Source organism: Methanocalculus pumilus, assembly GCF_055382585.1.
The window spans coordinates 958,517-981,403 of sequence record NZ_AP042393.1; the positions used below are offsets into that span (position 1 = coordinate 958,517).

16 protein-coding genes, 2 tRNA genes and 3 rRNA genes are annotated in these 22,887 nt (G+C 49.6%); 12 read left to right on the plus strand and 9 right to left on the minus strand.

The features are described 5' to 3' along the window. Window positions 1-24: 24 nt before the first annotated feature. The 3 genes from ACZ44I_RS05035 to ACZ44I_RS05045 all read left to right on the plus strand — a co-directional run bounded on the left by ACZ44I_RS05035 (window position 25) and on the right by ACZ44I_RS05045 (window position 3,263). A complete protein-coding gene (locus tag ACZ44I_RS05035; RefSeq protein WP_464548172.1) occupies window positions 25-1,272 on the plus strand; it encodes an L-lactate MFS transporter in 1,248 nt (415 codons plus the stop codon). Window positions 1,273-1,395: 123 nt separating this feature from the next. Then, window positions 1,396-2,976 (plus strand): DEAD/DEAH box helicase, encoded by a 1,581-nt coding sequence (locus ACZ44I_RS05040; protein WP_464548170.1) that lies wholly within the window; start codon window positions 1,396-1,398, stop codon window positions 2,974-2,976. 113 nt (window positions 2,977-3,089) lie between these two features. Then, window positions 3,090-3,263: a hypothetical protein gene (locus ACZ44I_RS05045; protein WP_464548168.1), complete on the plus strand. Its 174-nt coding sequence runs from the start codon at window positions 3,090-3,092 to the stop codon at window positions 3,261-3,263. A gap of 87 nt (window positions 3,264-3,350) precedes the next feature. Here ACZ44I_RS05045 and ACZ44I_RS05050 read toward each other — a convergent pair whose 3' ends face one another. The 3 genes from ACZ44I_RS05050 to ACZ44I_RS05060 are packed head-to-tail and all read right to left on the minus strand — an operon-like array spanning window position 3,351 to window position 4,775. Beyond that, window positions 3,351-3,938, minus strand: a complete 588-nt coding sequence (locus tag ACZ44I_RS05050; RefSeq protein WP_464551653.1) for a DUF2156 domain-containing protein — start codon at window positions 3,936-3,938, stop codon at window positions 3,351-3,353. After that, window positions 3,854-4,273 (minus strand): hypothetical protein, encoded by a 420-nt coding sequence (locus tag ACZ44I_RS05055; RefSeq protein ID WP_464548166.1) that lies wholly within the window; start codon window positions 4,271-4,273, stop codon window positions 3,854-3,856. Before ACZ44I_RS05055 ends, ACZ44I_RS05050 begins: the two co-directional genes overlap by 85 nt. After that, window positions 4,257-4,775 carry a GNAT family N-acetyltransferase gene (locus tag ACZ44I_RS05060; RefSeq protein ID WP_464548164.1) on the minus strand — a complete coding sequence of 173 codons (519 nt, stop codon included), beginning with the start codon at window positions 4,773-4,775 and terminating at the stop codon, window positions 4,257-4,259. Before ACZ44I_RS05060 ends, ACZ44I_RS05055 begins: the two co-directional genes overlap by 17 nt. Window positions 4,776-5,506: 731 nt before the next feature. Between ACZ44I_RS05060 and ACZ44I_RS05065 the strand changes: the two genes are divergently transcribed. The 5 genes from ACZ44I_RS05065 (at window position 5,507) to rrf (ending at window position 10,507) form a co-directional block, all read left to right on the plus strand. Then, window positions 5,507-6,973 (plus strand): 16S ribosomal RNA (locus ACZ44I_RS05065). A 69-nt stretch (window positions 6,974-7,042) separates the two neighbouring features. After that, window positions 7,043-7,115: transfer RNA gene (locus ACZ44I_RS05070), tRNA-Ala, on the plus strand. Between the two features lie 160 nt (window positions 7,116-7,275). Continuing rightward, a 23S ribosomal RNA gene (locus ACZ44I_RS05075) occupies window positions 7,276-10,213 on the plus strand. A 94-nt stretch (window positions 10,214-10,307) separates the two neighbouring features. Next, window positions 10,308-10,379: transfer RNA gene (locus tag ACZ44I_RS05080), tRNA-Cys, on the plus strand. Window positions 10,380-10,385: 6 nt separating this feature from the next. After that, a 5S ribosomal RNA gene (gene rrf / locus ACZ44I_RS05085) occupies window positions 10,386-10,507 on the plus strand. The 16S, 23S and 5S rRNA genes sit together here with 2 tRNA genes alongside, the layout of an rRNA operon. Before the next feature lie 220 nt (window positions 10,508-10,727). Here rrf and ACZ44I_RS05090 read toward each other — a convergent pair. From ACZ44I_RS05090 to ACZ44I_RS05110, 5 genes are all read right to left on the minus strand, one after another. Beyond that, on the minus strand, window positions 10,728-11,861 hold the full coding sequence (locus tag ACZ44I_RS05090) for a hypothetical protein (protein ID WP_464548163.1): 1,134 nt from the start codon (window positions 11,859-11,861) through the stop codon (window positions 10,728-10,730). Window positions 11,862-12,046: 185 nt separating this feature from the next. Continuing rightward, complete coding sequence (locus ACZ44I_RS05095) at window positions 12,047-13,003, minus strand: methyltransferase domain-containing protein (RefSeq protein ID WP_464548161.1); 957 nt, start codon at window positions 13,001-13,003, stop codon at window positions 12,047-12,049. 81 nt (window positions 13,004-13,084) lie between these two features. Next, window positions 13,085-14,218: a molecular chaperone DnaJ gene (dnaJ, locus tag ACZ44I_RS05100; protein WP_464548159.1), complete on the minus strand. Its 1,134-nt coding sequence runs from the start codon at window positions 14,216-14,218 to the stop codon at window positions 13,085-13,087. Window positions 14,219-14,223: 5 nt separating this feature from the next. Next, window positions 14,224-16,053 (minus strand): molecular chaperone DnaK, encoded by a 1,830-nt coding sequence (gene dnaK / locus ACZ44I_RS05105; protein WP_464548157.1) that lies wholly within the window; start codon window positions 16,051-16,053, stop codon window positions 14,224-14,226. A 5-nt stretch (window positions 16,054-16,058) separates the two neighbouring features. After that, on the minus strand, window positions 16,059-16,580 hold the full coding sequence (locus ACZ44I_RS05110) for a nucleotide exchange factor GrpE (RefSeq protein ID WP_464548155.1): 522 nt from the start codon (window positions 16,578-16,580) through the stop codon (window positions 16,059-16,061). A gap of 339 nt (window positions 16,581-16,919) precedes the next feature. Here ACZ44I_RS05110 and purH point away from each other — a divergent pair, with 339 nt between their 5' ends. Continuing rightward, window positions 16,920-18,404 carry a bifunctional phosphoribosylaminoimidazolecarboxamide formyltransferase/IMP cyclohydrolase gene (gene purH / locus ACZ44I_RS05115; RefSeq protein WP_464548153.1) on the plus strand — a complete coding sequence of 495 codons (1,485 nt, stop codon included), beginning with the start codon at window positions 16,920-16,922 and terminating at the stop codon, window positions 18,402-18,404. Between the two features lie 142 nt (window positions 18,405-18,546). Here the strand turns inward: purH and ACZ44I_RS05120 are convergent, their stop codons facing one another. Next, entirely contained in the window at window positions 18,547-19,614 is a 1,068-nt protein-coding gene (locus ACZ44I_RS05120; protein WP_464548152.1) for a DUF4352 domain-containing protein, read from the minus strand. Between the two features lie 108 nt (window positions 19,615-19,722). On the opposite strand from ACZ44I_RS05120, the gene ACZ44I_RS05125 reads away from it, so the two are divergent. The 3 genes from ACZ44I_RS05125 to ACZ44I_RS05135 all read left to right on the plus strand — a co-directional run bounded on the left by ACZ44I_RS05125 (window position 19,723) and on the right by ACZ44I_RS05135 (window position 22,720). Then, complete coding sequence (locus tag ACZ44I_RS05125; protein ID WP_464551686.1) at window positions 19,723-19,863, plus strand: hypothetical protein; 141 nt, start codon at window positions 19,723-19,725, stop codon at window positions 19,861-19,863. 303 nt (window positions 19,864-20,166) lie between these two features. Beyond that, window positions 20,167-20,868, plus strand: a complete 702-nt coding sequence (locus ACZ44I_RS05130; RefSeq protein ID WP_464548150.1) for a DUF4013 domain-containing protein — start codon at window positions 20,167-20,169, stop codon at window positions 20,866-20,868. A 241-nt stretch (window positions 20,869-21,109) separates the two neighbouring features. Next, entirely contained in the window at window positions 21,110-22,720 is a 1,611-nt protein-coding gene (locus tag ACZ44I_RS05135) for an IS1634 family transposase (RefSeq protein WP_464548148.1), read from the plus strand. Window positions 22,721-22,887 lie beyond the last annotated feature (167 nt).

The window sequence follows — 22,887 nt, forward strand, 5'->3', positions numbered from 1 at the left end:
ATGGAAGTACACTCTGGTTTCATCATGAAAGAGACACACATATTCGGGCTTCCTCTGGAAAGAGGGCGCTGGATCTTTGTACTGCTCGGCCTGATCATCAACATCTGTCTTGGGAGTATCTATGCCTGGAGTGTCTTTGTGACACCCCTTACAGAGTACTTCGCGAGCGAGCTTGGAAAGGCGGTTACTGCCAGCGAAGTACTGATGCCCTTCTCCATCTTCCTGGCCGCCTTCGCATTAGCGATGCCGCTTACCGGGAGATATATCGATGAGTGGGGTCCGAGAAAGACGACGATCGTTGGCGGCCTGCTCACCGCACTTGGCTGGCTGCTTGCATCGACAGCAACCTCTGTGGAGATGCTCTATCTCGTCTACGGGGTGATCGGTGGTGCGGGTGTTGGTATAGCCTATGGTGTTCCTGTCGCCCTTGCCACCCGCTGGTTCCCTGATCGCAGGGGATTTGCTGTTGGTCTTGCGTTGCTTGGGTTTGGGTTCTCGGCCTTCATATCGGCAAACATTGCAGGATTCCTCATCCCGGCGGTCGGGGTTATGGATACCTTCAGGATCTTCGGTGCAGCATTCCTGATCATCATCCTGATCTGCTCGATGCCGCTTAAGTTCCCTGAAACGGGCTGGGTACCGCATGGCTGGACTCCTCCGGCATCGGCAGCATCAGAAACCTGTGAATGTGACCGTTCCAGAATGATCAGGACACCGACCTTCTATGGTCTCTGGATCTGCTACTTCATCGGGTGCCTTGCAGGCTTAATGGCAATATCCATCGCCCAGCCGGTGGGGGTTGAGGTTGTGGGCATTACGCCGGTACTTGCAACTGCGCTTGTTGGGGTATTTGCGATCTTCAATGGGGGTGGCAGGCCTGCCTTTGGCTGGCTTACCGATCTGCTCAGGCCGAGGAATGCAGCGGTTCTCTCGTTCCTGCTGATTGCCGCCGCTTCGTTGATGCTCTGGCAAATTCCGTCTCAGATCACCTATGTTGTGGCGTTCTGTGTGCTCTGGGGATGTCTCGGCGGGTGGCTGGCAATAGCGCCAACGGCAACCGCACAGTACTTCGGCACCTGTGATTATCCGCGGTGCTATGGTCTTGTCTTCCTGGCATATGGTGCCGGTGCAATCGCAGGCCCCCAGCTTGCCGGTTTCATCAGGGTATCTACCGGCGGATATATCGGTGTCTTCCCCTACATCGTGGTGTTGTCACTCGTTGGAGTGGTGATTGCTTTCTTCCTGCTCCATCCGATAAAGAACCGGGACTAAAACAAGACAGGTTTCACCTGTCACTTTTTTATTGAATTCTCTCTTCAAAGCCCAATGTTTTCTCTTCGTCTCTCATGGTGTTGACCCAAGATGCTAAGTCCTCAGAGAACAATATACTAGAGAATGGTTGAATCACAAAAATTTTCAGATTTTTCAATATCCGAAGACCTCCTGAAGGCGGTAGCGGATATGGGCTTTGAGGAGGCGACCCCCATCCAGAAGATGGCGATCCCCGCAATTCTTGAAGGAAATGACATAACTGGGCAGGCACAAACGGGAACCGGGAAGACTGCTGCTTTTGGCATTCCTCTCATCGAGATGATCGATGCAGGAAGCCGGGATGTCCAGGTGCTTGTTCTTGCACCTACCCGTGAGTTGGCAATCCAGATTGCAGAAGAGTTCTCACGCTTTGGTAAATTCAAAAAGGGGCTCGCTATTGTCCCCGTCTATGGCGGCCAGCCGATCGAACGGCAGTTCCGTGCCCTCCGCGCAGGTGCCCAGATTGTGATCGGGACACCGGGGCGGATTATGGATCACCTCGAGCGGAAAACCCTCTCGCTTGACAAGGTCCGGTTTGCAGTCCTTGACGAGGCAGATCAGATGCTCGACATGGGCTTTCGGGATGATATCGCCCGGATTCTCAAGATGACTCCTGAAAAGAGGCAGACACTACTCTTCTCTGCAACGATGCCTCCGGCAATCCTTGACCTCTCGAAGAGATACCAGAAGGATCCGAAGTTCATCAAGGTCGTTCACGGTGAGATGACGGTTCCCCAGATTGAACAGTGTTATCTCGAGGTCAAGGAACGCGAGAAGCTGGATGTCCTCTGTAAGCTGATCGATATTCATAACCCGGATCTGGCGATGGTCTTCTGCAACACAAAGCGTGCAGTCGATGATGTCACCTCGCGCCTTCAGGCACGGGGCTACTTTGCCGATGCGCTCCATGGAGATATGAAACAGACCCAGCGTGATCGTGTCATGGCAAAGTTCAGGAAGGGATCGATCGATATCCTTGTTGCAACCGATGTTGCAGCACGAGGGCTTGATATCAGCGAGATAGATTGTGTCTTCAATTATGATGTTCCGCAGGATGTTGAATACTATATCCACAGGATAGGAAGAACTGCCCGTGCAGGAAGGACGGGGACTTCATTCTCCTTTGTTGCTCCAAAAGAGATCTACAAACTCCGGGAGATCCAGCGGTTTGCCAAGGTGAAGATCACCAGGATACCGATTCCATCCACATCAGATGTTGAGGAGTCGCAGGCACGCCTCCTTATCGAGAAGGTTAAAGAAGTGAATACGACTGGTCTTGGTGAGCGCTACATCCCCTATATCGAGCAGGCACTTGAGGAAGGCATCACCTGTATCGAGATCGCAACTGCCCTTATGAAGATCCACCTTGGTGGCCGGGATACTGAAACCAAGAGTTATGAGAATGAGGGTGGTTTAATTGAGCCGGGAATGGCACGGATACGGATATCGATCGGCCGTGACAATCAGATCCGGGCAAAAGATATCGTCGGTGCTATCGCCGGTGAGACCGGGCTTCCCGGACGATCCATCGGTGCAATCGAGATCTTTGAGCGTTTCTCCTACGTGGATGTTCCGGCAGACCGGGTCCATGAGATCATCGAGATTATGAAGGACCGGACGATCCGGGGCTTCACTGTCGAGATGACAAAAGTCGAGAGCAAATAATCCTCATTTTTTTTCTTTCGCGCCTATGCAAAGAGATGCGAGTGTAGCAGTGAACCAAATCATTATTATCATACATTGATAAATATCTCAGACAATGAGTCCACAAACTGTGCATGGATTCGCATTCATCAGAGTGGATAACAATCTCTCTTGATGAATACGAATCCATGAAACGGACAATAGAGATTCTCTCTAATGCCGACCTGATGGATCAAATTAATAATGGAATGAGAAAAGAAACTACATCCAGGGATTTTGAGGAATTGGCAGAGGAATTGGGTATTTAATCTCCTATTGTGTCTCTTCTCCTCTCTCCTCATAAGGGATATCAAAGGGTTAGGGTGAGCATCATCCTGCCCGGTTTTTTCTGGATATTATCTACAGAACTGCTCTCTTCTGGCATCCATATCCGCTCTCCGGACTGACCAGACTGGTGCCATGTGGTGGGGGTGATATCGCCTTTTTGCCTCACGGAGGCCCGGTTCGCCCATATCGGACTCACGGTTGATGAACCTGTACCTTGCCTGGACGGCTTTTGCTGTCTGCATATTGATCGCCTTGTAGATCCCCTCATATCCGGGAAGTGCTTTTTCGAAATGTACGACAATGGTATCATCGTTGAGATGACCCCAGATCGCAATTGCGCCGATCCCCTGATCGGTTCGAATGAGGATGCCCTGACAGTTTAGTTCATCATAGTGGTGCACGGCATAGAGGACTGCGTCTTTCTCATGGGCAAGGACCGGATACTCATCACAATGTTTCCATTCGCACCACTCCTCGAGAAACTCAATGATCTCCCCGAGGAACCCGGATCGGATCGGTTCAACAGTGAAATTCGTTGTCCTGTTGAATTTATTGAGATGGCCGCGGATCGTCAGGTATTTCCTCCCTGGAAGGCCTGCAAGGTCTGTTGAGAGGTAGACATAATCTGCAAAGTCAGGTTCTTCATAGAGGGGGATATCCGGATAGAGGCGGAGAAACCTGTCGCGCCCTGTCTCATCCAGATCTGGAAGGGGGTGCTCCCTCCCTCCTCATATGCAAGACAGAGGAGGTCTGAGAGGAGTGCGTCATCCTCTTCTCCGATCGGAGGTCTGAAGGTCCGTTCCCCATCAACGATCGTCATGATGATGAGGGAGTTATTCCGGATGGCATAGTGGTAGTGCGCATAGTGGTTCCAGGTGAGCATCGTAATGATGGTGTTATCGCTGTGCGCTTGTGGATACTGGTGGAAATAATCTTCCAGGATATTTTTATTGTCGAGTGTTACCGGAGAAAAATCATTCAGGGAGAGCATCTGATATCATCTTTCTGTAGATCATCGGTACATATTGTTCCATCGGTTGGAAACCGATTTTTTTATAAAATGGGGTGGTTCCCGGCTCTGATATGAGTCCTACCCACGATATCCCGTCTTCCGCGCAGAGTTCAGTGAGAAACTGTACGATCTGGAGTCCGATATAGCATCTCCTGTACTCTTTCCGGACAACCACATCCTGTATATATGCATCCGAGACACCATCTGAGATGGTTCTCCCCATGCCGACCGCAACACCGGTGATCTCATCGATTGCCACGACAAAGCGGTGGCTCCCCCGTATCAGGTCCGGGATCTTCGCCTTTTCGGAGTTATTCTCCCACCATCCGGCGACACGATAAAGGTCGACGATCTCCTCTGTTTTCCACTCTGTAACGATATGCAGCGAGATCGCCTGTGTCTTACCCTGCTTCTGGCTGTTTGTCATGGTATCTTCTGCCTCTCTTTGATCGATCACTTCAGAGCAGATTATTTCTTTCATACTCTTTAATCCTATTTTTTTATCTGCGGCGTGGTGCTATGGCTCCCATCCGGGATGAGTACGCCTTCTGGTGCCGGGTGCGCGATCCGGCTAATATGTGATGGCATTCTCTGCGCGATCGCCTCCGGGACTGGTATGATCGTTAGCTATCTCCCCTTATTGTGGTATTCCGGGGGTCGGGCATCGGTCTGAATGCCAGTTTTCTGGTGATCAAAAGAGAGGGTATAAATGGGACTTCTGCGTATCTAATTAGGTCGCAGGGCAACGGGGTGCAACGAATCCGGGAACAATTCTCCCAACGATTCGCGTACCCGGCCATCTCGCCGAAAAACCGGTCTGGTGGTGACATGCCCGTGTGGGGACAGCTGCTTCGGATATGGCAGCAGTTCCCGGGGCCCGGTATCAAGGTTGCCGTGCCTCAGAGAGGATGGTTGCAGGGGGTTGTTGCCGCTGAATGAGAACCTATATAACTCTTCAGAGACAATGATTATAGCTTGCAACGAGACACAGATTCGGGGTCAAACCCGTTGTCTGTGGACGCAATCCGCAGTGTATAAATAGGAACACTGCGAATATGATAACTCCAAGATTCTTTCAGTGGAGGACCAACGCACCCGGATTTGCCGGTGTTGGTTCTGACGTTGGTATTGGCAATGCGGACATTCATTGAATGACCGCTGATTCCGAAAAGTTACAGTCAGTCGAAAGACAAAGTGTGCTTAACAATTTACATTCTGGTTGATCCTGCCAGAGGCTATTGCTATCAGGGTTTGACTAAGCCATGCGAGTCGAGAGGTGAAAGACCTCGGCATACTGCTCAGTAACACGTGGATAATCTGCCCTCAGGTGAGGAATAATCCCGGGAAACTGGGGCTAATGCCTCATAGGAGACGGGTGCTGGAATGCTCTGTCTCCGAAAGGTCCGCCGCCTGAGGATGAGTCTGCGTCCGATTAGGTTGTTGTTGGGGTAACGGCCCAACAAGCCTTTGATCGGTACGGGTTGTGGGAGCAAGAGCCCGGAGATGGATTCTGAGACATGAATCCAGGCCCTACGGGGCGCAGCAGGCGCGAAAACTTTACAATGCGAGCAATCGTGATAAGGAAACCCTGAGTGCCTGTCAATGCAGGCTGTTCTGGTGTCTAACACACACCAGGAGAAAGGGCGGGGCAAGACCGGTGCCAGCCGCCGCGGTAATACCGGCTGCTCGAGTGATAGCCACTTTTACTGGGCTTAAAGCGTTCGTAGCTTGGTCGTTAAGTCTCTGGGGAAATCTTTTGGCTCAACCAAAAGGCGTCTCAGGGAAACTGACGATCTTGGAACCGGGAGAGGTAAGACGTACTTCGGGGGTAGGAGTGAAATCTTGTAATCCCCGAGGGACGACCGATGGCGAAGGCATCTTACCAGAACGGCTTCGACAGTGAGGGACGAAAGCTGGGGGAGCAAACCGGATTAGATACCCGGGTAGTCCCAGCCGTAAACGATGTGCGTTAGGTGTGTCAGTGACCACGAGTCGCTGAGGTGCCGAAGGGAAACCGTGAAACGCACCGCCTGGGAAGTACGGTCGCAAGGCTGAAACTTAAAGGAATTGGCGGGGGAGCACCACAACGGGTGGAGCCTGCGGTTTAATTGGATTCAACGCCGGACAACTCACCGGATACGACAGCGGAATGATAGCCGGGCTGAAGACTCTGCTTGACTAGCTGAGAGGAGGTGCATGGCCGTCGTCAGTTCGTACTGTGAAGCATCCTGTTAAGTCAGGCAACGAGCGAGACCCACGCCAACAGTTGCCAGCATAATCTCCGGATTGATGGGGACACTGTTGGGACCGCCTCTGCTAAAGGGGAGGAAGGAATGGGCAACGGTAGGTCAGCATGCCCCGAATTATCCGGGCTACACGCGGGCTACAATGGATGGGACAATGGGTTTCGACACCGAAAGGTGAAGGTAATCTCCTAACCCCACCCGTAGTTCGGATTGCGGGCTGCAACTCGCCCGCATGAAGCTGGAATCCGTAGTAATCGCGTCTCACGATGGCGCGGTGAATATGTCCCTGCTCCTTGCACACACCGCCCGTCAAACCACCCGAGTGGGGTCTGGATGAGGCGGCAGTTTATGCTGCTGTCGAATCTAGGTTCCGCAAGGGGGGTTAAGTCGTAACAAGGTAGCCGTAGGGGAATCTGCGGCTGGATCACCTCCTAATGATCACTTTTCGAACCATCAGCGGTCGTTCAATGAACCGTACAATTGCCAATATCAACAGGAATTAGGGCTCATAGCTCAGCTGGAAGAGCGCGGCGTTTGCAACGCCGAGGCCAGGGGTTCAAATCCCCTTGGGTCCACTCCCCTCACATCTGTTTAACAGAGATGTGAAGGGTTCCAATGCACCCGGAGATGCGAGTCACCGGGGAAGGGCTGAAGGTTTTCGCAAAAAAACCTGACGATGCTGTGTATAGGTATTGCATCTGGACGTTAAATGGGTTCAACATAAAACGTAGTATCTGAACCTGGTCTATATGCCGGTTAGTGGATGGCTCGGTTCGAGAGCTGATGAAGGGCGTGCCAAGCAGCGATATGCTCCGGGAAGATGCATGGAGTCTGTGATCCGGAGATCCCCGAATAGGACATCCCGATACTTCGGTATCAATCCGTTGAGGATGGGGAACGCCCCGAATTGAAACATCTTAGTAGGGGCAGGAAAAGAAATCAACCGAGATGTCGTGAGTAGAGGCGATCGAAAACGACGGAGTTCAAACCGAATCCCTTTGGGGAGATGTGGTGTTGTAAGCCTCCCGTCTGGTGCAGATATCTCAAACGGAAGTCACCTGGAATGGTGTTCCTGAGAGGGTGAAAGACCCGTACGTATACCGATATCTGTTCCTGGGAGTGTCTTGAGTAGTGCGGGTCGGAATTCTCGCATGAATCCGGGGGTCATCAACCTCCAAAACTAAATACTTCTCGAAACCGATAGCGAACTAGTAGCGTGAGCGAAAGCTGAAAAGTATCCCTAAAAAGGATGTGAAAAGCGCCTGAAACTAACCGGTGACAGTGTGTTATGGCATGCAAGGAACTTCTGCGCGAAAGAACCCGTCGCGAGGCGGTAGTATGGGCGACAGTTGCCGATGTCATAACGTACGTTTTGAAGAACGGGCCAGAGAGTTTATTCTATAGGCGAGGTTAACCCGGAAGGGGAGCCGAAGCGAAAGCAACAGGTTCGTAGCATTTATGCATGGAACGGCGTATTCAACGTGCGTGGAGTCTATAGGGTAAGACCCGAAACCCGGTGATCTATGCGTGGGCAGGTTGAAGCGTGCCGAAAGGTGCGTGGAGGACCGCAGGCGGTTTTGATATGCAAATCATTCGCGTGACCTGCGTATAGGAGTGAAAGATTCATCGAACCGGGAATCAGCTGGTTCCCCTCGAAACATGCCGCAGCATGACCTCGTCGGAGATGGTTGGTGAGGTAGAGCACTGATTGAGGATCCCGGGGGAGAAATCCCTCGCTCTTCTGTCAAACTCCAAACTCCCCAACGTCTGAGATGACGGGTAGTCCGGACTACGGGGTAAGCTTGTAGTCCGTAAGGGAGACAACCCAGACCGTGGTTGATGCCCCCCAATGTAGGCTAAGTGTCAACACTGAATGAGGTCCCAGGCCGAAGACAACTGGAAGGTGAGCTTAGAAGCAGCTACCCTTTAAAAAGTGCGTAACAGCTTACCAGTCAAGGTTTGGGGCGCAGAAAATGGACGGGGCTAAAGCCTACTGCAGAGACCACGGCGCACCGGTTAACCCGGTGATCGCGTAGAGGGGCGTTCTGCATGGACAGAAGCAGGGGCGTAAGGTCCTGTGGACCGTGCAGAAATGAGAATTCTGGCAGTAGTAGAAGCATAGAACGGTGAGAATCCGTTCCGCCGAAAGGGCTAGGTTTCCTCGGCAATGTTCGTCAGCCGAGGGTTAGTCGGTCCTAAGATGTGCCGTAACTCGAGCATGTCAAATGGGAAACAGGTTAATATTCCTGTACCATACATTCGTAGTCGTAAGACCCTGACGCTTCGGGATATACCATGCGAAATTGTCGTTTCGTTCAAGCGTTCAAAGCGGTGGAGTACCGTCATGGTGAGAAACCGCAGAAGACGTGATGAGGTAACATGGTCAACTCCTGGAGCCCGTGAAAAAGGGAGTGTATGTCCGTACTGAGAACCGACACAGGTGCCCCTGGTTGAAAAGACCAAGGCGTATCGGAGCTAATTGTGGTAAGGGAACTCGGCAAAATGGCCCCGTAACTTCGGGAGAAGGGGTGCCTGCCTGGTGATCAGGCAGGTCGCAGTGACCAGGGAACTCCAACTGTCTAATAACAACACAGCAGACTGCAACTCCGTAAGGACTCGTATAGTCTGTGAATCCTGCCCAGTGCGGGTATCTGAACACCGAGTTCAATCGGACGAAGGACCCGTAAACGGCGGGGGTAACTATGACCCTCTTAAGGTAGCGTAGTACCTTGTCGCTTAATTGGCGACTTGCATGAATGGAACAATGAGAGTTCTACTGTCCCTACCACAAATCCGTTGAACCTTTTATCCTAGTGCAGAGGCTAGGGACTCCTGATGGGAAGTGAAGACCCCGTGGAGCTTTACTGCAGCCTGTCGTTGTAGTACGGTATTGCATGCGCAGAGTAGATGGGAGATGTCGATCCGTTCCTTCCGGGGAACGGGGAGTCAACAATGAGACACCATCCTTGCTCTGCTGTACTACTCACTCTTCTTCAATGAAGAGGACATCGGTAGGTGGGCAGTTTGGGTGGGGCGCCACACCCTCGAAAAAATATCAAGGGTGCCCTAAGGTCAACTCATGTGAGTCAGAAACTCACAGAAGAGTGTCAAGAGCATACGTTGGCCTGACGCTATGACGCAAAGCAAGTCATGGCGAGAGGAAACTCGGGTCTAACGAACCAATACGCCCTGTTGATGAGGGCTATTGACTACAGAAAAGCTACCCCGGGGATAATAGAGTCGTCGCCGGCAAGAGCACATATCGACCCGGCGGCTTGCTACCTCGATGTCGGTTCTTTCCATCCTGGCTGTGCAGCAGCAGCCAAGGGTGAGGTTGTTCGCCTATTAAAGGGGATCGTGAGCTGGGTTTAGACCGTCGTGAGACAGGTCGGTTACTATCTATCAGGAGTGTTCGGAGTCTGAGGGCAAGAAAGAAATAGTACGAGAGGAACTTTCTTTCGTCGCCTCTGGTGTATCGGTTGTCCGACAGGGCAGCGCCGAGCAGCTACGCGGCAAGAGATAAAAGCTGAAAGCATCTAAGCTTGAAACTCAGCCTGAAAAGAGACTCCGTTATAGGGCACGGGTAAAAGACCCGGTTAATAGGCCCGGGATGTACGCACGAAGGCAACGACGTGTTCAGTCCGGCGGGTACTAACGCCCAAATCCAGGAACAGTTACAGACCGTTACTGTTGAACCCAGACGAAATCCAGATGCAATACCTTAACTATCTGCAGAGTATATACTAATACTCCACAGATTACACAGCGCCAAGGTGGCGGAGCGGCCACGCGGCTGACTGCAGATCAGCTACACCCCAGTTCAAATCTGGGCCTTGGCTTGTGGTAATGGCGGCCATAGCGGTGGGGATACACCCGGACTCATTCCGAACCCGGCAGTTAAGCCCACCTGCGTCGAATACGGTACTGAGGTACGAGAGTCCCCGGGAACTATTCAACGCTGCCAATACCACCCCCCTATTATGAAACAACTCTTCTCACATGATTACACACAAGACGCCTGCGTCTCTTTATTCTTCTCTCTCATGATATCAGTCATGTATTATTCCTGATACTGTATCCCGGATGACGGATACAGTATGCCGGATGCAATACCTGGGACTCCAATACTGTAGGACTTACGGAAATACTGTAAAAAAGAGTAAGAGACGGGGATGAATAATTTCGGATTATTGTCTGTTGCTGAAATCGAGGAGTGAATACATCATCTCTCTTGAAACAGCCGGTTTTGCAGACTCGAGCCAGAGATAAAAACCAACCCTTCCCGGTGTCTGGCGTTCGTACTTGAACCCTCCCGTCTTCTCAGGGACCATCTTATAATACATCCGCTTCTTCTTTGGTTTGAGATAGACAACAGGCGAGGGATCGGGGAGATCCATCGCAAAGACCACCTTTGAGTAATCACGGCTGAGCGTCTCGAAATCAAGGATGGTGCTCTTTACCCGAAGTCCCAGATCATTGACAAGGGCTTTCCTGGCATCTGTATGCATGGCTCCAAAGATCACCTTCTTGACAAGTGGTGAGATCTGTGGATCTGCTAACGCCTGTTGTTGTTTTGTTCCATTGTTTGCATGATAGAGGATACGTGCAAGTGTCTGATCGTGGAACTGGAGGTAATCGAACGGGCGTGTCCGGAGTGAGAGGGCGCTGATCAGTTTTGGATTATTCACTGCCTGCCGTGAAAGCGATGCAAGCCGGAGTGACCGGATTGAGGCTTTCAGCTCCTCGCAGGAGAAGGTACCAACATATGCGTTCTCTTCTTCCCGGCAGAGCCGCTTGATCACCTGGGTATTTGAGATATCAACGGCAGAAAAGAGAGAGAACTCAACTTTCTCCTGGCGGAAAAGATATCCAAAGAGTTTCTTTTTATAATGGATCTCAGCTTCAAGATCCTTTAAATCAGATGGTGATGTGATGATCTCGGCAAAAGAGACCTGGTTATTGGAATCGATTAAGAGGAGATCCACTTCCGCAAGATCCTGTCCATTTCCCCGCACCCTGATATCACCCTTCTCTGCATAGTACATGCCGTTCTGGCCAAGTGCGATCCGGATAGGGCGTCTTGGCGCATCGGCACCCTTCTTCACGATCTTCTTGATAGCAGGGGTGTTGGTGGCTGTTTCGAGGAGAAGCTCGTAGATAAGCGCTTCATACCAGTATCCCTCAACCGTCCGCATCTCCATGATCTCTTCCGAGAAGAGTTTGATATGGTCGCCTTTCTTCATGTGGCGGAGGGCTCGGATGGCCAGGGCTCGGTTCGGCTCAAATGATGAGCAGTTCTCTCGTAACCAGTCTAATACCACCGGACTCCTCCCGGCAGCAGGGAAGTAATCTTTTCTTCACATGCAATTGATGCCATAGCTTTTTCCTGATCTGAAATCTCATCCCGGAAGCCGCAATCTGCTTTTTGCCTTCTGGTATGCAATTTCAATGCCCGGATCAGTGGATGATGCTGGCAGGCTGATACCGGTATTCCTGTTATTGCTTTCTATTGTGCGAGGACTAAGATCTGACGTGTCAGGCTTTTGTGTACCCGCTGAGAGAATGAATGGACGATCTCAAAATATTCTCCTGCCAATCCGGAGACATCCTGGTGGGTTACGATCACCGCACGACTCTCTCTTTTAAGTATGCGCTGGATCTCTGATAATGATTGGGTATACAGCCTTTCAAGGCTCACTGCTTTTATCGCTGTGGATTGCCCGTATGGGAGATCTGTTGCGATAGCGTCAACTGATTTGTCTGCTATCGGAAGATTGCAGGTGTCTGCTAAAAAGCAGACTGAATGAGGCAGATTTACCCGTGCCCCCTCAATCATTGCCGGATCGATATCTGATCCTGCTATTGTAGCGCCGATACATGCTGCTTCAAGCAGGATCCCCCCCGTTCCACAGAACGGATCATAGAAGATCCCGCCCGGCTGGATCCTGGTAAGATTGACCATGGCACGCGCCATGAGCGGCATCATAACGCCTGGATGGAAGAAGGCTCGCCGCATCGGGTTCCGGTATGCATATGATCCCCGGTCGATATGGTGAAGCACCCGTCCAAGATAACAGGTTCCGTCTGAGAAGATGGCACGGTATTCGATACGTGGATTCTTCAGGGAGACAGTACCCTCGATATAATGCCCCATCATCTTCTCCAGCTCCATCTTTGGAGCAGGAAGATCAGCAGGATGAATCCTTTTGATCCGGCAGGAGAACGGCTCTTCCGGGGCCAGAGCGAGATCCCTGAGAAGTGAGGCAAATTCCTCTTTATCTGAAGCACATTCGCCAAGATACTCCATTACGACATGTGTCTGGGAGAGTCGGAGCGTATCTTCCGGAACCGGGCAGCTCGCAATGGCTACCTGCGGAGCGGTTGCAAGCACCGTCCCGACACATCCAATCTCAGCCGCAGGCAGGTCCGGGTGTTCTCCGGAGAGTTCAAAAAGCAGATTCATCCGTATATATATTGGCAATATGAGAAGAAATACCTGTGCAGGGTGAAATCAAAAAAATACAAAAGTGAGGGATTTAAAGGATTATCTGCCCATTACCTTCTCAAAGAAGCCTTTCTTCCCAGATGTTCCTTCTCCACTCTGTTCGGTCTTCATCTCAAGATCCCGGATCTTCTGATAGAGCTCTTTTACCTCGGCTTCAGGGTTCTTTGGCGTTATGATGAGCACCCGCACATGCAGGTCGCCCGGTCTCCCACGCCTCCGTACCCCTTCGCCGGGGATCCTGAGGGCGGTTCCATACTGGATGCCGGATGGAATTTTGAGACTGACTTTGCGGTCGTCTATCGTCTCTATCTCTACCTCTGATCCAAGGACTGCCTGTGCCGGCGTGATCTGGACTGCGGTTTCAAGATTGTCGCCTTTCCTGTCAAACCGCTTGTCGGGCTCCACTAAGACTTCAATATAGAGATCGCCAGTTGGTGCACCATAATCGCCGACCTCGCCATATCCTTCCATCCGAAGCCGCATGCCCGACTCAACACCTGCGGGAATATGGACAGTGATCGTCCTCTGGACCTGGGTGTGCCCGCTCCCGTTACATGATTTGCAGGTCTGTTCGGGCACTTTTCCCTTTCCATTACATTCGGTACAGGTTGTCATCCTGACAAACTGGCCGAAGAGGGACTGGCTGACAGATCGCATCTGCCCGCTTCCACCGCACCGGGAACAGGTGGTCTGGCGCTTGTTGGCACTCCCGGTTCCGTCACAATCAGCGCAGGGTTCGGCATGCATCACCCTGACATCCCGGTCTGTCCCAAAGACCGCATCACGGAGCGAAACCGATACTCTCATCAGGAGATCGGCACCCCGCTGTGGACCGCCCCTCGCTCCACGACCCCCGAAAAAGGAGTCGAAAATGTCTCCAAAGCCTGAGAAGTCTGAAGAGAAGCCATAGTTTGCATTGCCCGCTCCACTATAGCTTCCCTTCGAGGCATTGGTATATGCCTCGTGGCCGAGCTGGTCATACTGGCGGCGCTTATCGGCATCGGAGAGGATGCTATAGGCCTCGTTGATCTTTTTGAAACGCTCCTCAGCACCCTCTTCTTTGCAGACATCCGGATGATATTTCCGGGCGAGGTTGCGGTAGGCTCTTTTTATATCCTTCTCCGGGGCATTCCTGGGAACGCCAAGAGTGTCATAGTAGCTCTCCGCAACCATTCAACTCACTCTTTCCTGACTTCGTAGTCGGCATCGACGACGGTATCGTCTTCAGGTTTTCCTGCCTCGGGGCCTGCACCTGCTTCCTGTGCCGCCTCACCAGCCTTCTGGTAGAGTTTTGTGGTGACTTTGAAGACGGCTTCCTGAAGGGCATCCATCTTCTCCTTGATGGCAACGGTGTCTTCGCCCTCAAGTGTTGTCTTGAGTGCTGCCACAGCCTCTTCAATGGAGGTCTTATCCTCATCATCAATCTGGTCACCGCTCTCCTTGATCAGCTTCTCGGCAGAGTAAGCTGCCATATCGGCATTGTTTCTGATCTCGATCTCCTCGCGCTTCTTTTTGTCCTCCTCTTCATGGAGCTGGGCGTCTTTGACCATCTTCTCGATCTCGTCGTCTGTGAGATCTTTCTTTCCGTGTATCGTAATCGACTGCTCATTCCCGGATCCAAGATCCTTTGCAGAGACATGGACGATACCGTTTGCATCGATATCGAATGTCACCTCGATCTGCGGAACTCCACGGGGTGCCGGTGGGATTCCGGTCAACTGGAACCTGCCGAGAGAGAAGTTGTCACGTGCAAACTGGCGTTCTCCCTGGACGACATGGATCTCGACACTCGTCTGGCCGTCTGCTGCGGTTGAGAAGATCTGGCTCTTCCTTGTCGGGATTGTTGTGTTCCTCTCAATGAGCGGGGTGGCGATATTGCCGAGCGTCTCAATGCCAAGCGTGAGCGGTGTCACATCAAGAAGGACGACATCCTTTGCTTCTCCGGAGAGGACTGCTCCCTGGATTGCTGCACCGAGTGCAACACACTCGTCAGGATTGATACCCTTGTCAGGCTCCTTGCCGGTGATCTTCTTGACAGTCTCGACAACGAGCGGAACACGTGTTGAACCGCCGACCAGCAGGACATGGGTGATATCTTTTGCCTCAAGGCCTGCATCTTTCAGTGCATTCTTTACGGGGTCGATCGTCTTGTCAACGAGGTCCCCAATCAGCTGCTCAAACTTCGCACGGGTGAGATCGGTGTCGAGGAATTTCGGTCCCGAGTCGGATGTGGTGATGTAGGGGAGGTTGATATTCGTCTTCTGAAGCGTTGAGAGCTCGATCTTGGCTCTTTCTGCTGCATCCTTTAACCGCTGAAGTGCTACGGGATCCTTCCTGAGATCGATACCCTCCTTCTGCTTGAAGTCATCGATTAAGAAGTCAATGATCCGGTCATCAAAGTCATCTCCCCCCAGATGGTTGATACCGTTTGTTGAGAGAACCTCGAAAACACCATCACCCAGGGTCAGGATGGAGACATCGAATGTACCGCCGCCAAGGTCATAGACGAGGACTGTGGAGTCACCCTCTTTGTCAAGGCCGTATGCAAGGGAGCTTGCAGTCGGCTCGTTGATGATTCTCATCACTTCAAGGCCTGCAATCTTGCCGGCATCCTTTGTTGCCTGGCGCTGTGCATCATTGAAGTATGCAGGGACGGTGATGACGGCCTTTGTGATCTTCTCACCAAGATAGGCTTCGGCATCGATTTTGAGTTTCTGAAGAATCATCGCCGAGATCTCCTGGGGAGTGTATTTCTTATCGCCGATTGTGACCGTCTCATTTGTCCCCATCTTTCTCTTGATCGAGGCGATGGTTCTGGTCGGATTCGTTACAGCCTGGCGTTTTGCCACACTCCCGACAAGGCGCTCGCCATCTTTTGAGAATGCAACAACCGAGGGGGTTGTCCGGGCACCTTCGGAGTTTGGGATCACCTTCGGGGTTCCCCCTTCCATAATCGCCATGCAGGAGTATGTCGTTCCAAGATCAATTCCAAGAATTTTTTCTGCCATTTTTATCACTCTTTGTTTTGTTTTCCCTGCGATACTACCACTTTGGCGCAGCGTATCACTTTATCATGCATGCGATACCCGCGGCATACCTCATCGACAACCGCCCCCTCTTCCTCTTCTGAGGGGATAGATGCTATCGCTTCATGCTCGTTTGGGTCGAAACGGGCATGTGCACACTCGATGGGGGTGATGCCGTTCCTCTCAATGATTGAGAGGAATAATTTATGAATCTGTGAAAGCCCTTCTTTGAGATCAGAATCTTCTGCTTTGAGTGCCCGCTCGATATTATCGAGAACTTCAAGAATCTCCAGAGCAAACTGTTCATTTGCAAACCTGATGATCTGTTCTCTCTCTCGTGCGGCTCTCTTTTTAAAATTCTCAAAGTCGGCGGCGAGCCGGAGGAATTTATTATTGAGCTCATCATATGCTTCCTGAGTCACTTGAAAATCTCCTTCATCTCCAACATCGCCCGCTTCACTCTCATTGTTCATAATCTCTTCCTGTCTCTGGGTCTCATCATCCTCCATAGAAGATCACATCGAAGTGTTACACTATCTATTGCAATGCAGTTCTATATAAACTTAACCTTTACCTTACGTAAATGAGTATGAAATGCTCTCCTGAGAATGATTCCTATGAAGAGGTGAAATAGCCGGATTTTCGTTTTTTGAATAATTGATCGGATTATGGCGTTGAATAGGTCTGGTGGATGAACGATAGGCAGATCAGGGGGCGCAGGTGGATGAAAACCTTTCCTGATGAGAGATCTGCGAGATCATGCACGCCCCTATATTCCGTTCTCACATTTCCCGGAGGATGTCTGGTATGGGTGAGTTCTAATAATCCTGACGATCAATAGTTCTCACATGAGAACGGCTCTCCTCTCTGTCTGGGATAAGACAGGAATTGTTGCATTTGCCCGTGTTCTTCATGAATCAGGTGTCAATATCCTGAGTTCAGGTGGTACCGGCAAGGCACTTAAAGACGCTGGCATACCCTTCACCGAGGTCTCCGCCTACACCGGCTCTCCTGAGATGATGGATGGCCGGGTAAAGACCCTCCATCCGAAGATCCATGGCGGTCTCCTCGGCAGGCGTGGGATCGATGATTCTGTTATGGCGGAGCATGGTATCCCCGGAATCGATCTGCTGGTTGTGAACCTCTATCCATTCGAAGCTATGTCTGCACAGGATCTCCCTCTTGAAGAACTGGTTGAGTTCATCGATATTGGCGGTCCTGCTATGATCCGGGCCGCTGCCAAGAACTACAGGGATGTTCTTGTCTGCTGCGATCCTGATGATTACCCGGCGATAGAAGCTGCACTGGTAGAGGGAACGGTTTCCGCTTCATTCCGTCTCTCCCTTGCAAAGAAGGCCTTTGCCAGGACTGCTGCCTATGATGCTGCCATCAGCAACTATCTAAACAGCTTAGACTCCGCCTTCCCCTCAGTCCTGACAGTCCAGTTCCAGTCCGGACGAATGCTCAGGTACGGGGAGAACCCCCACCAGCAGGCAGCTGTCTATGGAACCGTCGGGATAGCCGGGGTTGAGCCGCTGCAGGGCAAGCAGATGTCCTATAACAACTATCTCGACTGCAACTCCGCAGTCGGCCTTCTCAGGGAGTTTGATGATCCCGCATGCGTCATCGTCAAGCATAACAACCCCTGCGGTGTTGCAACCGGGAAAACACTCATCGACTCCTATATCCGGGCACGGGATGTCGATCCTGCCTCAGCATACGGATCTGTTGTTGCGATGAACCGTGAGGTCGGATCTGATGTGGCAGCAGCTATCTGCAGCACCTTTGTCGAGGTGATCATCGCACCCTCATTCTCAGCAGAGGCTCTGGAGATGATGAAGACAAAAGAGAATATGCGGGTTCTGATTATGCCTGAACCCTCACTGGCTGATGAGCTTCGGTCCATCGACGGCGGTATCCTCTGTATGCGGACACCCCCGTACTTAGAACACTGGGAAGTGGTATCCGAGCGTGAGCCGACTGCCGCAGAACTGGATGCGATGCGGCTTGCCTGGCGGGTCTGCAAGCATACAAAGAGCAATACGATCATCTTTGCAAACAACGAGGAGACCCTTGGGATCGGAGCCGGCCAGATGAGCAGGGTTGATGCGGCAAAGATCGCAATCGAGAAGGCAGGAAAGTCTTTGAAGGGATCGGTCGTCGCCTCCGATGCCTTCCTCCCCTTCCCCGACACTTTAGAGGTGGCAGCAGATGCCGGTGCAACCGCCCTCATCCAGCCGGGCGGATCAATCCGGGATGCCGAGGTGATCGAGGCGGCCAACAAGCGGAATATGGCGATGGTCTTCACCGGAGTCAGGTACTTCAGGCATTGATATAATTAAGAGAAAAGCTTCTCGATAATAATTTTGTCATATTTTATGAAAAGGAGACTCGCTTAACTATAGAAAATAAAGATTGGCGCGAAAAAGGAATAATCGCGCTTATCTTGAATATTATATTTATCTCTTTTCAGGATTAGGATGGACCTCTTGGCTTTGCTTCAATATAATCATCATATTTGATTATTCTCTCACCATCTCTGCGAATGAAGGTAACAATAACGTGATCTTTTCCTTCACCTGGTTTTGAACCTGGGACTGTAATTTTTGTTGTAGCAGGGATACTTCTCTGTCCTGATTCTATTGAAAATGAATCGATATTTCTTATCCCATCTGATTGGATTACCTCAACCTCAATTGTGTGTATCATCTGAGCTTCAGGTCCACCGTTGAATGTTACGCCGATATCCCCGCTTAGGGGGCTTTTATCAACACTAACGGATGCCATAATGTCAAATAATTTCCAGACACTTAACTCAGGTCCCAGACTTAATGTAACATAGGTATCTTGATTAACAGTAAGGGTATCAGGAACTTCAAAAATTAGCCATCCAGAAATTGCACCTGAACCTTTAGCCTTGTTTAGCGAGCCAAAAAAGGCTTGTTTAACGTATATTTCACCCTCAGATAATGCATAACGATCTTTTATTGATTCATCATATGTCCGAAGATTTTCTATTACAACATTCATTTCAGGACAAATATTGAGTTTTGGAGAATACGAATTTATTCCATCGACAAGTTTAAAGTCAGAAGCATATGGTGAGGTGTATCGTTCATTTGTTGTTATTGGACCCACTGTAACACTTACAAAGAGAAATCGTTTTCCTGATGGGGAAGTAACCCAAACCTTATTTCCTGTTTTTATATCTGTTACATAATAATCGTTTTTATACTTGAAATCATTCACAATGATTGAGAAGTCAGAGTTGCTAACCCTCTCTTTTGATTGTGATAATGTGTTATAATCGTAGAAGTAGCGATCTCCACGACTAATGGCATTTGGATAGGGAGAAATATATGAAACAGGTGGACTTGAAGATTCAATGGCTTCATGTTGCTGGGAACTGTCCACATCATTACTTGAATGCTGAACAGAACTTTCTGGTGATTCGATATTAGGATCTTTTTCTGAACAACCTGCTGCGCCTATAAAAAGAACAATCAACAATGCAAGAGAAACTACTTTAAATATATGTTTCATAAAGTGGTCATTTATTTTCAACAACTATAAAGTTTATTATTTTATTTTTATGTTATCGTTAGAAATCAATTGTTATTGTGAGGTGTTTATGCGAATTGCTTACTTTTAATGCCCTTCAATCAATATTCTAGATCTGCAACCGCCCTCATCCAGCCCGGTGGTTCAATCCGGGATGCCGAGGTGATCGAGGCGGCCAACAAGCGGAATATGGCGATGGTCTTCACCGGAGTCAGCTACTTCAGGCATTAGACTGGGTCATTGCTTTTCCGGTTTCTGATCATACCTTTTTATAAGTGCTTTAATAACATGTTCATAAATATGATCTATATTTTTTTAATATATCAAATTGAATTGGAGGTCGTGGTTGTATCCCCGAATCGCAGAATCCTGCAATTTTAACCTTATTGCTGAAAAAGACCGATTTTCAATTAATATGCTATTAATCTCAAAAAAATAATGTGCGAACTGTGGGATAAGCTTGATTCTGGCGAATCATTTAGTGACGTTTATATATAATGAAGAAGGAAGGACAATTACAACCAGGAGGTTAGTATGTCTTACATGAATTGGATTAGCGACTCTTTAGAGTTTACGAAGGAATGCTTAATAGGTAAGTGGGTTAAATGGATAATGTTAGCCATAATTCCTATATTATTACCTGGATATCTAGTAAAAGTTTACAAAGGCGAGTCTGCTTCAACCGGACTTGATCCTGTTGAAGATGTCTTTATAAATACGATTAAATTATTCCTTATTGGTTTAGCATATCTGTTGATACCGCTGATTCTTCTGTTTATATTCGCCTTAAGTGGTGGCTTACTTGGTGCAGTGGCTGGTTCTACAGGCTCACCTGATGCGGTCATTGGTACATTGTTAGGTGCTGGTCTGCTAGGGCTACTTGTTTTCTGTATTATACTACTCATATTAATGCTTATACTCCCCATTGCCGTGATCCGGTTTTCACGAACCGATTCAATGCGTGAAGCATTAAACTTCAGCGCTATATTCGGACACATGAGTAAGATCGGGTGGATCCGATATATTATTGCATTAATTATACTTTTCCTTGTATTGGTACTTGCTACGGCTGTAGTGATGGTAATCTTCGGTATTATCTCCTTCATTCTGGCAATCACCATTATAGGTATCATTTTACTACCTGTCGTATATTTAGCGTATTTAGCATTCTTTGTAGCACTAATCATCTTTGTAGCACGGTATTACACCTTGATCTACGATAGCGCTGCTGCTTAAGGTTAAAACCCAAATCTTTTTTTTTTTGTCAAGGTCAATTCACAGGCTTTGGATAAGTCTTCTAAGAAAACCATCAATCACAGATCTGAAAAGATGTATCCTATATTCCCGGAAACACCTAACTAGCCCAAAAATCTAACCTCATAATTTTCTTAGATTCTCAATATATTCTCTCATGTTGGAGCGAAAGTTTTATCATCGTTATGTGTTATATATTATACATAACGATGAGTGAGCTACATTGGCGGCAATTGTCTACCAAACAGATAAACGATCGGGGATCACCTATGCCTATGAATCCGTATCGTACTGGGACAAGGAGAAGAAACAATCACGTGCCAGACGTACCCTGATCGGCCGGGTCGATAAGGCAACAGGAGAGATCGTCCCCACTGACGGAAGAAACCGAAAAGCAAAGGACGATTCTATGTCAGGTAAAGCTGTATCAAAGTCAGCTGCAAAGGTACAGCGTTCCTTTTATGGCGCCACCTATCTGCTGGATGCCATCGGTGAGAAACTGGGGATCACAGATGATCTGAAACAGTGTTTTCCCAACACCTACAAACAGATCTTATCTATCGCATACTACCTGATCCTTGAAGATACAAAACCGCTCTACCGTTTTGAGAAGTGGGGGCTCCTCCACAAGCATCCCTATGGCGCCACGATCACCTCACAACGCAGCAGCGAGCTGTTTGCCAGTATCACTGAGGAGAATAAACAACAATTCTTCACTCTCCAGGGAAAGAGAAGGCTGGAAAACGAGTTCTGGGCCTATGATACAACAACAATCTCCAGTTACTCAGAAACCCTCAGGCAAGTACAGTATGACCACAATAAGGAGCATGATCGACCACCCCAGTTGAATCTGGCTCTGGTCTTTGGCCAGGAGTCCAACCTGCCATTCTATTACAGAAAACTTCCAGGCAATATTCTTGATAGCAAGACGATCCGCCGTTTTCTTGAAGAACTGGATATCCTTGGGTATTCACGGGTCAAACTGGTGATGGACCGGGGTTTTTCTACAAAGGAGAATATCAACCACCTGTTTCAGAGCCATGTGAAGTTTCTTATGTCCACCAAGATGTCTCTCGTCTATATCCGGGAGAAGCTGGATGCGATCTACGATGCATTCCGAAGTTTCGAATATTACAGTGATGACCATGAACTCTATTATCGAACGATTCGAACCACCTGGAATTATACACAAAACCGACCATATAAGGGCGATACTCTTGAGGAACCTCGTCGCCTGTACATTCACTATTACTACAACATCGACCAGGCAGCCGAGGATGAGAAGGCATTTGATTGCCTGCTGATCACACTGAAACAGGAACTGGAATCAGGAAATCGGGAATCTGAACATCAGAAGCTGTACGAGAAGTATTTCACGATCAAGACAACACCCGTGCGAGGTACAAAAGCACAGGTACGGGAAGAGGTCATTGCCAAAATCAGACGGTATTATGGATTCTTTGCGCTGATCACCAATGAGACGATGGATGCAGTGACCGCTCTTGAACTCTATCGGAACAAAGATGTTGTTGAGAAGGCCTTTGGAAATGCAAAAGAGCGTTTGAACATGCGACGTACTCTGGTTTCGTCAGAGCAGAGTCTTGACGGGAAGCTGTTTGTCATGTTTGTGGCGTTGATCTATCTCTCGTATATCAAGAAGCAGATGCAGGTGAAAGGTCTTCTCAAGGACTACACTTTGCCGGGTTTGTTGGATAAGCTGGATGTGATCGAGTGTTTCGAGCAGCCGGGGAGATCACTTCGAATAGGTGAGATGGTTGAAAAACAAGAGGGGCTGTATCATGCTCTGGGCGTGAAGCCACCAGCCTCGTTATGAGTGGGCGGGAATGTAGGTTGTTTCTTTGGCAAGTTCATGCAGTCTGAGGTAGGGGAAGAGCCCCTCCACCCTTTTCTCAACAATTTGGCCCTCTTTGTCGAATTCATGCGACATATGACCATTTTCTTGTAACTTAATAAGGGTATCGAATTGATGTGCCGGAGGCG